9 protein-coding genes and 1 pseudogene are annotated in these 10,637 nt (G+C 67.1%); 8 read left to right on the top strand and 2 right to left on the bottom strand.

What is annotated here, in order from left to right; genetic code table 11:
* From VIR62_RS15390 to VIR62_RS15360, 7 genes are all read left to right on the top strand, one after another.
* Nucleotides 1-1,133: RsmB/NOP family class I SAM-dependent RNA methyltransferase (locus tag VIR62_RS15390; RefSeq protein WP_431872710.1), on the top strand; the 1,133-nt coding region annotated here is incomplete at its 5' end.
* Nucleotides 1,134-1,182: 49 nt separating this feature from the next.
* Nucleotides 1,183-1,845: a ribulose-phosphate 3-epimerase gene (gene rpe / locus VIR62_RS15385; RefSeq protein ID WP_431872708.1), complete on the top strand. Its 663-nt coding sequence runs from the start codon at nt 1,183-1,185 to the stop codon at nt 1,843-1,845.
* The gene (locus VIR62_RS15380) at nt 1,842-3,584 is read left to right on the top strand and encodes a heparinase II/III family protein (RefSeq protein WP_431872706.1); all 1,743 of its coding nucleotides are present in this window, start codon (nt 1,842-1,844) and stop codon (nt 3,582-3,584) included. The genes rpe and VIR62_RS15380 overlap by 4 nt, the downstream gene beginning before the upstream one ends.
* Before the next feature lie 156 nt (nt 3,585-3,740).
* On the top strand, nt 3,741-5,333 hold the full coding sequence (gene purH, locus VIR62_RS15375) for a bifunctional phosphoribosylaminoimidazolecarboxamide formyltransferase/IMP cyclohydrolase (protein WP_431872704.1): 1,593 nt from the start codon (nt 3,741-3,743) through the stop codon (nt 5,331-5,333).
* A gap of 58 nt (nt 5,334-5,391) precedes the next feature.
* On the top strand, nt 5,392-6,666 hold the full coding sequence (gene nhaA, locus VIR62_RS15370) for a Na+/H+ antiporter NhaA (RefSeq protein ID WP_431872702.1): 1,275 nt from the start codon (nt 5,392-5,394) through the stop codon (nt 6,664-6,666).
* Entirely contained in the window at nt 6,663-7,949 is a 1,287-nt protein-coding gene (locus VIR62_RS15365; protein WP_431872700.1) for a hypothetical protein, read from the top strand. The genes nhaA and VIR62_RS15365 overlap by 4 nt, the downstream gene beginning before the upstream one ends.
* Nucleotides 7,950-7,956: 7 nt before the next feature.
* A complete protein-coding gene (locus VIR62_RS15360; protein WP_431872698.1) occupies nt 7,957-8,961 on the top strand; it encodes a histone deacetylase family protein in 1,005 nt (334 codons plus the stop codon).
* Between the two features lie 2 nt (nt 8,962-8,963).
* Here the strand turns inward: VIR62_RS15360 and VIR62_RS15355 are convergent, their stop codons facing one another.
* Nucleotides 8,964-9,278 carry an ArsR/SmtB family transcription factor gene (locus VIR62_RS15355; protein ID WP_431872696.1) on the bottom strand — a complete coding sequence of 105 codons (315 nt, stop codon included), beginning with the start codon at nt 9,276-9,278 and terminating at the stop codon, nt 8,964-8,966.
* Nucleotides 9,279-9,393: 115 nt separating this feature from the next.
* Here VIR62_RS15355 and VIR62_RS15350 point away from each other — a divergent pair, with 115 nt between their 5' ends.
* Nucleotides 9,394-10,488: an alkene reductase gene (locus tag VIR62_RS15350; RefSeq protein ID WP_431872694.1), complete on the top strand. Its 1,095-nt coding sequence runs from the start codon at nt 9,394-9,396 to the stop codon at nt 10,486-10,488.
* Nucleotides 10,489-10,497: 9 nt separating this feature from the next.
* On the opposite strand, the pseudogene VIR62_RS15345 reads toward VIR62_RS15350, so the two are convergent.
* Nucleotides 10,498-10,637, bottom strand: a pseudogene (locus VIR62_RS15345) (electron transfer flavoprotein subunit alpha/FixB family protein); the annotation flags it as partial.

The following is a 10,637-nucleotide window of genomic DNA, read 5'->3' as shown; positions in this document are numbered from 1 at the left end:
ACCGCGCCTTCGCCCACGCCATCGCCGCCGAGGCGCTGCGCCGCCTCGCCGATCTCGACGCGCTGATCGACGGCGCCACCAGGAAGCGCCTGCCCGACGACGCCAAGGCGCGCTTCGCCCTGCGCATCGCTCTCGTCCAGGCGCTGGTGATGGGAACGCCGCACCACGCCGCCATCTCGACGGTGCTTCCGCTGGTCGACGGCGGTCCGCGCAAGCTTGTCCACGGCGTGTTCAGCGCGGTCATGCGCGGCAAGGCGGCCTTGCCCGATATCCCGACCCTGCCTCCCTTCGTAGAGGAAAGGTGGGAACAAGCCTGGGGCAGCGCCGTCGCTCGCGCCGCCGCCCGGGCCCTCGCCGTCCCGCCGCCGCTCGATCTGGTTTTCGCCTCCGACGCGCCGCCCGAGGACCTGGATGGCGTCAGTTTGATGCCCCGGCATCTCCGGGTGGAGCGGGGCGTCGCCGTCGCCGGCCTGAGCGGCTTCGGCGAGGGCGATTGGTGGGTGCAGGACATTTCGGCGTCCATGCCCGCCCGTCTGCTCGGCAAGGGCGAGGCCCGAACCGCCCTCGACCTTTGCGCCGCGCCCGGCGGGAAGACGATGCAGCTCGCCGCCGCCGGCTTCGTGGTCACCGCCGTCGACGCCTCGGAAAGTCGTCTCGCACGACTTTGCGAGAATCTGGCGCGGACCCGCCTGGAGGCCGAAATCCAGATGGCCGACGTGATGAAATGGCAGCCGGCCGCGCCCGTCGACGCGATCCTGCTCGATGCGCCCTGCTCCGCCACCGGCATCTACCGCCGTCATCCGGACGTCCTCCACCGCGTCCGCCCGCGCGCCATCGCCGAGCTGGCGGAAGGGCAGAAGGCGATGCTCGCCCGCGCCGCCGACTGGCTGAAACCCGGCGGCACCCTCGTTTATTCGGTTTGCTCGCTTGAACCGGAGGAGGGGGAGCAGGTTGTCCAGCCCTTCCTCGCCGCCCGCCCCGACTATGCGCTCGACCCCATTGCGCCGGACGAACTCCCGTCGGCGATGCGGCCCAATGACGGTATCCTGCGCATCCTTCCGGGTACCTTCGAAGACCAAGGCGGCGCCGATGGGTTCTTCATCGCCCGCATGAGGCGAAATAACGGGGGATAAGTCCGCCCGCTTCCTTGCCCCCGCGAATCGCGAGGGTTAAGATTCCGCCGTGCAGCAGCCCGTCCGCATCTCCCCCTCCATCCTCTCCGCCGATTTCGCGCGCCTGGGCGAGGAAGTCCGTGCCATTGACGAGGCCGGCGCCGACTGGATCCATGTCGACGTGATGGACGGCCATTTCGTCCCCAACATCACGATAGGACCCGGCGTGGTGAAGGCGCTCCGTCCGCACACGAAGAAGCCCTTCGATGTCCATCTGATGATCTCGCCGGTCGATCATTTCCTCGAAGCCTTCGCTGAAGCCGGCGCCGACATCATCACCGTCCATCCCGAGGCGGGCCCGCACCTCCACCGCACGATCCAGCGCATCAAGGCGCTCGGCAAGAAAGCGGGCGTGTCGCTCAATCCCGCGACCCCGGCCAAGATGCTAGACTATGTGCTGGAAGAGGTCGATCTCGTCCTGGTGATGAGCGTCAATCCCGGCTTCGGCGGCCAGAGCTTCATCGACAGCCAGCTCCGCAAGGTCGAGGCGATCCGCAAGCAGATCGACAAATTGGGCAAGTCCATTGATCTGGAAGTAGATGGCGGCGTCGACCAGAATAATTGCCGCCGCGTCATAGAGGCCGGCGCCGACGCGCTCGTGGCCGGCACCGCCACATTCAAGGGCGGTCCGGAACGCTACGCCCAAAACATAAAGGGGCTGCGCGGATCGTGAGCCTGCTCGAACGCATCGATCCGGCCGGCGGCGAAGGGGAGATCGGTGAGGGCAAGCGGCTGATCCGGGTGGGAGACGATCGCGGCGTTTCCCTCTCGGAGCGCCTCGCCTACCGGCTCCACCGTCTTGCCTGGCGCACGCCCTTCCACGCCTTCCGCCTGCGCGGCCGTTTTCCGCTGAAGCTGCTCGCCGTGCCGAAGGACCCGATCGCCGGCGACAAGGCGGCGGGCGAGGCGATGCTCTCCGGCCATATCGTCTATGGCGGCAAGAGCGTGCCGGTGGCGAAGATCGATTTCGCCGACCGCTCGCTCGCGCCCGATCTTTCCGACTATCTGGAAAGCTTCGCCTGGCTGCGCGATCTCGCCGCCGCCGCGACCCGCGAACACGCCGCCAAGCTGGCCCAGGCGCTCGTTCGAAAATGGCTCGATTGCTATGCCGAGAATGTCTGCGAACGCGCGTGGCGGGCGGATCTTTGGGGGCGGCGCATCCTCTTCTGGTCGGCTTATGCGCCCTACATCCTTTCGACCAACGACCTCGTCTATCGCTCGGCCGTCCTGAACACGCTCGCGCGCGGCGCCCGTCACCTCGACAAAGGCGCGGACAAGGCTCCGGCCGGGCTGCCCCGGATCGCCGCCTGGATCGGCGTTATCGCCTCGGCGCTGGTCGTGCAGGGCGGCTCGACCCGGCTCGGCTCGGGCGAGCGCGGCCTGACGCGGGCGCTTGGCCAGGCGCTGCACGAGGACGGCGGCCTGGTCAGCCGGTCGCCGATCGAACAGCTGGAGCTGGTCGAACTGCTGAGCCAGCTTCGCGCCGTCTATTATGCCGGACGGCGCGAGATGCCCGAGGAGGTCGTCGACGCGCTGGAAGGCTCGGTTTCGGCGCTGCTCTCGGTCACCCTGGGCGACGAGGCGCTGTCGAGCTGGCAGGGCGCCAATATGACGTCAAGACGCCGCGTCCTCGCCGCGGTTGAGGGGTCGGGGACCGACTGCCGCGCCCTCCGCCAGACACGGGGTTGGGGGTATCAGCGGATGGCGATGAAGAAGAGCGTCGCTATTTTCGACGCCGCGCCTCCACCCGCCAGCCGGGCGCTGGCCGGCGGCTGCGCATCGACCCTTGCCTTCGAGCTGAGCGACGGAGCCGATCGGATCGTCATCAATTGCGGCGGCGTCGGGCGCGACCGGGCCGCGCTCCCGCCCGATCTGCTGCAGGGCCTCAGGACCAGCGCCGCCCACTCGACCCTGATCCTGGACGACCGTAACTCGACGGCGATCCATGAAGACGGCACATTGGGCAAGGGCGTCAGCCAGGTGGAGCTGTCCCGGAACGACAGCGCCGCCGACGCGACCGTGGAAGCCAGCCATGACGGCTATGTCCGCCGCCTTGGCCTCGTCCATCAACGCCAGCTCAACCTCAGCGCCGACGGCGCCGAGCTGACCGGCGAAGACAGGCTGCTGGCCCAGGGTCGCCGCCGGCGGCGCGATCCCATTCCGTTCGCCGTGCGCTTTCATCTCGCGCCGGCCGTCGAAGTCACCACCACCGCGGACGGCCAGGGCGCGCTCCTCCGCATCCGGGGCGGCAGCGCCTGGCAGTTCCGCTGCCGTGGCGGGCGGCTGGGGACTGAGGAAAGCCTTTGGGTCGACGGCGAGGCGCGGCCGCACGCCACGCTGCAGCTCGTCATCTCGGGCGAAACCCCGCCCGAGGGCATGACCATCAGCTGGATGTTCAAGCGGGCGAAATGACGGGCCCTTAGGATCGTCATCCTGAATCTGTTTCAGGATCCATTTCTCCACTGCGGCCGTGATCCCGCAATTGGATGCTGAAACAAGTTCAGCATGACGCTAAGGCGGGCGGCATTCCTCATTCTCTAATCCACCTTCAGCACCTTCAGGAAACCGATGTCCGACGTCAAAATCACCCGCGCCTTGCTCTCCGTCTCCGACAAGAGCGGCCTCGTCGAACTCGGCCAGGCGCTCGCCCGCCATGGCGTCGAGCTCGTCTCCACGGGCGGAACGGCGAAGGCACTGCGTGACGCGGGGTTCGACGTCCGCGACATTTCCGACCTCACCGGCTTTCCCGAGATGATGGACGGGCGCGTGAAGACGCTTCATCCCAAGGTCCATGGCGGCCTCCTCGCCGTCCGCGACAATCCCGAGCATGTCGCGGCGATGCGGGCGCACGATATCGGCGCGATCGATCTCGTCGTCGTCAACCTCTACCCCTTCGCCCAGACGGTGGCGAAAGGCGCTGGTCGCGACGAGATCATCGAGAATATCGATATCGGCGGTCCCTCCATGGTCCGTTCGGCCGCCAAGAACCACGCCCATGTCGCGATCGTCACCGATCCGGCGGACTATGCCGAGCTGATCGATGCGCTCGACGAGAATGGCGGCATGACGTCACTCGAGTTGCGCAAGCGCCTGGCGGCCAAGGCTTTCTCGGCCACCGCCGCCTACGATTCGATGATCTCGTCCTGGTTTTCCTTCGCCGATCAGCAACAGTTCTTCCCCGACATGTTGCCGGCCATCATGAACAAGCGCGAGGAGCTGCGCTACGGCGAGAACCCGCACCAGAAGGCGGCGCTCTACCTCCCCGCCGGCCCGCACAGCAAAGGCATCGCCCAGGCAAGCCAAGTCCAGGGCAAGGCGCTCAGCTACAATAACTACAACGACGCCGATGCCGCGCTGGAGCTGGTCGCCGAGTTCCGCGACGCCGGACGCCCCGCCTGCGTGATCGTCAAGCACGCCAACCCTTGCGGCGTCGCCTCGGCCTCGACCCTGCTCAGGGCCTATGAGGAGGCCTTCGCCTGCGACACGGTCTCGGCCTTCGGCGGCATTATCGCCGTGAACGAGACGCTCACCCGCGAGACCGCCGAGGCGATGACCCAGATCTTCACTGAGGTCGTCATCGCCCCCGACGCCGACGAGGAGGCGCGCGCTGTCTTCGCGAAGAAGAAGAACCTCCGACTCCTCCTCACCGGCGATCTTCCCGACCCGGCGCGACCCGGCTTCGCCTTGAAGTCGATCGCCGGCGGCTATCTCGTCCAGTCGCGCGACAATGGTCGCATCGGCCGCGATGATCTGAAGGTCGTCACCAAGCGCGCGCCGACGGAGCAGGAACTGTCGGACTGCCTGTTCGCCTGGACGGTCGCCAAGCATGTGAAGTCGAACGCCATCGTCTACGCCAAGGGCGGCACCACCGCCGGGGTGGGCGCGGGGCAGATGAATCGCTTGGAATCCGCCCGCATCGCCGCCTGGAAGGCGAAGGACGCGGCGGAGAAGGCGGGCTGGCCCGAAGCGCGCACCATCGGTTCGGCGGTGGCCTCCGATGCCTTCTTCCCCTTCGCCGACGGGTTGCTGGCGGCGGTGGAGGCGGGCGCGACGGCGGTCATCCAGCCCGGAGGGTCGATCCGCGACGAGGAGGTGATCGCCGCCGCCGACGAGTCGGGCCTCGCCATGATCTTCACCGGCATGCGCCACTTCCGCCACTGATCGGCTTTGCGGCCGGGCGTCGGGCGTCTAGGACCGTTTCACGCTTGAAGGAGAAACAATGACCCAGCGGACCGGCGCGCCATCGGCGCTAAGGCAGTTCCTCGCCAGCGAAGCGGCGGGTGGCATGCTGCTGATGGGCGCGGCCGCGCTGGCGATGCTGGTCGCCAACAGCCCGCTTTACGATCTCTACCATCACGCCCTGCACGACCCGATCGGCCCGACGCTGACGTCGAAGCTTGGGCCCATGAGCCTTCACCTCTGGATCAACGACGGGCTGATGGCGATCTTCTTTCTGCTCGTCGGGCTCGAAATAAAGCGCGAGTTCATGGACGGGCGGCTCGCCAGCTGGAGCCAGCGCCGCCTGCCGTTCGTCGCCGCGGCTTCGGGCATGATCGTCCCCGCCGCCTTCTATCTCCTGTTCACGGCGGAGTCGCACGGTCTGGAAAAGGGTTGGGCGATTCCGGCGGCGACCGATATCGCCTTCGCAATCGGGGTGCTGGCGTTGCTCGGGAAACGTGCACCGACCTCCTTGAAGCTGTTCCTGACCACCGTCGCGATTGTCGACGACATGGGGGCCGTGGCGATAATCGCCCTCGCCTACACGGCGTCGATCAGCACGCTGGCGCTCGGAGTCGCGGCGGCGATCCTCCTTGCCATGTATATCCTCAACAAGAGCGGCGTGACGGCGCTTTGGGTCTACCTGCTGCTCGCGGCCGCGCTGTGGTACGCGATCCTGCTCTCAGGCGTTCACGCGACTATCGCGGGCGTGCTCGCCGCCGCGATGATCCCGATCGTCAAGACGCCCGGCGCGCCCGATGCGGCGCATTCGCCGCTCCACCGCCTCGAACATGCCATCGCGCCGCTCGTCGCCTTCTTCATCGTGCCATTGTTCGGCTTCGCCAATGCCGGCGTTTCGCTGGAGAATATGGGCCTTGACCAGGTCATCGCGCCGCTGCCGCTCGGCATCGCCGCCGGCCTCTTCCTCGGCAAGCAGCTCGGCATTTTCGCCGCCGTCTGGCTGTGCGTCCGCTTCGGCTTTGCCAGCCGCCTGCGGGGCGCGACCTGGCTTCAGATTTACGGCGTCGCGCTCCTGTGCGGCATCGGCTTCACGATGAGCCTGTTCATCGGCGCGCTTGCCTTCCCGGCGCGGCCCGAGCTGGTCGAGGAGGCCAAGATCGGCGTGCTGCTCGGATCGATCGCCTCCGCGCTGGCCGGTTACATCCTCCTCCGCCTGGCGCCGCAGCACCTGCGGCATGAGGAGGTCGAGGCGGAGAAGAAGCGCGAGATGGACGAGGACGGAGACGTCGTATCGATGCAGGAGAAGAGGGCATGAAGTGGCTTCATTTGACGGCGGCCGTGATGCTTCTCGCCGCCTGCGTGTCCGACCGGATCGCCGATGACAGTCTCGACGAGATCGCCGCCGATTATGTGCAGATGACGCTCGAGATAGGCGAGCGCGAGCCTGGCTATGTCGATGCTTATTATGGGCCGCCGGAATGGCGGGATGCCGCCAAGGCGGCGCCGCGCTCGGTGGAAGACCTCGCCAGGGAAGCGACCGCCCTCGCCGCCCGAGTGAATGCCGTCGATCCCGTCACGCTGGAGCCCCTCGAACAGCGCCGCCGCGCCTTCCTGATGGCTCAGCTCAAAGCGGCCTCGACGCGGCTGCGCATGCTGCAGGGCGAGAAATTGAGCTTCGCCGACGAGGCCGAGGGTCTGTTCGGGGTCCGGCCCGAGGTGCGGCCGCTTTCGACCTACGATCCGGTGCTGGCGCGGATCGAGGCGCTTGTTCCGGGTCGAGGTCAGCTTTCCGAGCGGGTGGAGGCCTTCCAGCAGCGCTTCACCATCCCGACGGACCGGCTGAAGCCCGTCTTCGACGCCGCCATCGCCGAGTGCAAGCGGCGCACGGCCACGCATATCGCCCTGCCGCCGGGCGAAACGTTCACGATGGAGTTCGTGACGGGCAAGAGCTGGTCGGGCTACAATTATTATCAGGGCGACGTCACCAGCCTCATCCAGATCAACACCGATCTTCCGATCCGCATCAGCCGCGCCGTCGATCTTGGCTGCCATGAAGGCTATCCGGGACACCACGTCCTCAATAGCCTGCTGGAGCAGCGCCTGACCGAGCAGCGCGGCTGGATCGAATTCAGCGTCTATCCGCTCTATTCCCCCCAGTCGCTGATCGCCGAGGGCTCGGCCAATTACGGCATCGACCTCGCCTTCCCCGGTGAGCAGCGGCTCCGTTACGAGACGAGGGTCCTCTATCCGCTCGCCGGCCTGCCGACCGACCAGGCGGACGAATATCTCGCCCTTCTCGAAGCGATGGAGGCGCTGCAAGGCGCCCGCTTCACCATCGCCCGCGACTATCTGGAGGGCCGGATCGACCGCGACCGAGCGGTGGAGCTGACCCAGAAATACCAGCTCGTCTCGAAGAAGCGCGCCGAACAGTCCGTCGACTTCATCGAGGAATATCGCAGCTACGTGATCAACTACGGCCTCGGCGAGGACATGGTCGAAGCCTATGTCGAGGCGGCCGGCGACACACCCGAAGCGCGCTGGGCGGCGATGGAGCGGGTCATCTCTGAGCCGACCTTGCCCTCGGACCTCAAGCGGTAGAACGCCCATGCGCAAGATATGGGATGCCCACCAGATGGAGCACGCACCCGTCGTCGAGCTGCACAATGGCGCGTTCGTCCCACACGCCGAACATCCCGGCCGCGCCGAATCCATTCTCGCTGCCATCGGCGGGACCGAGCCGGCACGGGATCATGGCGAAGCGCCGATCCTTCGCGTTCACCGCCGGGATTATGTCGATTTCGTGAAGCGCGCCCACGCGGACTGGAAGGCCGCCGGGCGCCCCGGCGACGCGGCCGGCTACACCTGGCCCGTGGTTCGCCGCCGGCCGCTCGACCTGGAGCGGATCGATGCCCGTCTCGGCCAATACAGCTATGACGCCGGCACGCCGATCGCCGAAGGCACCTGGGCCGGAGCCTATTGGTCCGCGCAGACCGCGCTCACCGCCCTCGATATCGTGCTGGCCGGTGAGCGGTCCGCCTTCGCCTTCTGCCGCCCGCCCGGCCATCATGCCGGCGCCGACTATCTCGGCGGTTATTGTTACCTCAACAACGCGGCCATCGCCGCCCAGGCCGCGATCGATGCCGGTGCGGGCCGCGCCGTGATCCTCGACATCGACTATCACCACGGCAACGGTACGCAGGACATCTTCTACGACCGCGGCGACGTCCTGTTCATCTCGATCCACGCCGATCCCCGGACCGACTATCCGTTCTACTGGGGCCATGCCGACGAAGCCGGCGAAGGGGCGGGCGAAGGCGCCAACCACAACATCCCGCTCCCTCGCGGCACCGCCCTCGCTCAGTTCATCGCGGCGCTCGACGAGGCGATAGACCGCGTCCGCATCTTCGCGCCGGAACTGCTGATCCTGTCCTTCGGCGCCGACACGTTCAGCAGCGACCCGATTTCCTTCTTCAGGCTGGAGACGGAGGATTATCCGGTGATCGGCCGGAAAATCGCCGACGCGGGACTGCCGACGCTGGTCGTCATGGAAGGCGGCTATGCCGTCGACGATCTCGGCGCCAACGTCGCGGCCTTCCTCAGCGGCTTCTGACCTCAGCCCTGGGGCTGGCGGAGCACCGTATCGAGCAGCCCGGGGAAGCGGGCGTCGAACTCCTCCCGGCGGAGCGAGCTCAGATATTCGCGCCCGGCGGGGCGAGTGCGGATCAGACCGGCGCCGCGCAGGATCTTGAAGTGGTTGCTGAGTGTGCTCTTGGGCACCGCTCCGGCCTGGGCCGCCGACTGGCAGGACAGCTCGCCGGCCTGACCCGCCAGGCGCCTTACGATGGCGAAGCGGCACGGGTCGGCGAGCGCATGCAGCGCCGCCTCCAGCGAGACGTCATTCAACCGAGGGTGGGAGTAACGCGTCATAAGCCCCATTTACAACGACAACCCACATTTTGATAGTTCGGGAATATTGAACTATTCCGTCTGGGCCCTAGCTTCGAATGACGCGGCATGGCTGCCGCGGTCAGGGAGACCGTTGATGCCAAATCTTTTCGATCCGATCCGCCTCGGCGCGATCGTTGCCCCCAACCGAGCGGTGATGGCTCCGCTCACCCGCGCCCGCGCAACCCGGGAGGCCGTGCCCACCCCGATCATGGCCGAATATTATGAGCAACGCGCCGGCGCCGGCCTGATCATCAGCGAAGCGACCGGCATCAGCCGGGAGGGTCTGGGCTGGCCCTACGCGCCGGGCTTGTGGAACGAGACGCAGGTCGAGGGATGGAAGCCGGTGACCGAAGCGGTGCACCGCTCGGGCGGGCGGATCGTCGCCCAGCTCTGGCATATGGGGCGGCTCGTCCATCCCGATTTCCTCGGCGGAGCGGCGCCGGTTTCCTCGTCGGCCACTACCGCGCCGGCCATGGCCCACACCTATGAAGGCAAGAAGTCCTATGAGGCGGCGCGCGCGGCCTCGCACGACGACATCGCCCGCATCCTAGACGATTATGAGGCGGCGACCCGCAACGCGCTGACCGCCGGGTTCGATGGCGTGCAGATTCACGGCGCGAACGGCTATCTGATCGACCAGTTCCTGCGGGACAGCGCCAATTTCCGCGACGACGATTATGGCGGCCCGCCCGAGAATCGGATCCGCTTCCTGGTCGAGGTCGCGGAGCGGGTTGTAAGCGTCGCCGGGCCGGAGCGCGTCGCCGTTCGCCTGTCCCCCAACGGAGAGAGCCAAGGCGTCTCCGATCCGGACCCCGCTTCCGTTTTCGTGCCGGCCGCGGCGGCACTCGACCGTATCGGGATCGCCTTCCTCGAGCTCAGAGAGCAGGGCCCTGACGGCACGTTCGGCCGAAGCGATCAACCCAAGGTATCGCCGCAAATCCGGTCCGTGTTCCGCGGCCCGCTCGTGCTGAACCAAGATTATGGCCTGGAATCGACGCAGGCGGCGATCGCCTCCGGCGCGGCCGACGCAGTGAGCTTCGGCCGCCCGTTCATCTCCAACCCGAATCTGGTAGACCGCCTCCGCGCCGCCGCCCCGCTCACGCCGGACGACGCCGCGACCTGGTACACCCAGGGAAGCGAAGGCTACATCGATTATCCGACCGTCGAGCAGGCGCTCGCCGCGGAATAGGGCGGAAAGTCAAAGCTTCCCGGTGAGCTCCGGCACGATCTTGAACAGGTCGCCGACGAGGCCGAGGTCGGCGACCTGGAAGATCGGCGCGTCCTCGTCCTTGTTGATGGCGACGATGGTCTTGGAATCCTTCATGCCGGCGAGGTGCT

The sequence above is a fragment of the Allosphingosinicella sp. genome, assembly GCF_036570505.1.
In the GTDB taxonomy this organism is placed as follows: domain Bacteria; phylum Pseudomonadota; class Alphaproteobacteria; order Sphingomonadales; family Sphingomonadaceae; genus Allosphingosinicella.
Note: the sequence above shows the minus strand (reverse complement) of the source record. Positions and strands in the feature narration are given on the sequence as shown.

Coding starts and splice junctions, on each gene's coding strand:
- purH (WP_431872704.1), top strand. CDS start 3,741: ATGTCCGACGTCAAAATCACCCGCGCCTTGCTCTCCGTCTCCGACAAG.
- nhaA (WP_431872702.1), top strand. CDS start 5,392: ATGACCCAGCGGACCGGCGCGCCATCGGCGCTAAGGCAGTTCCTCGCC.
- VIR62_RS15365 (WP_431872700.1), top strand. CDS start 6,663: ATGAAGTGGCTTCATTTGACGGCGGCCGTGATGCTTCTCGCCGCCTGC.
- VIR62_RS15360 (WP_431872698.1), top strand. CDS start 7,957: ATGCGCAAGATATGGGATGCCCACCAGATGGAGCACGCACCCGTCGTC.
- VIR62_RS15355 (WP_431872696.1), bottom strand. CDS start 9,278: ATGACGCGTTACTCCCACCCTCGGTTGAATGACGTCTCGCTGGAGGCG.
- VIR62_RS15350 (WP_431872694.1), top strand. CDS start 9,394: ATGCCAAATCTTTTCGATCCGATCCGCCTCGGCGCGATCGTTGCCCCC.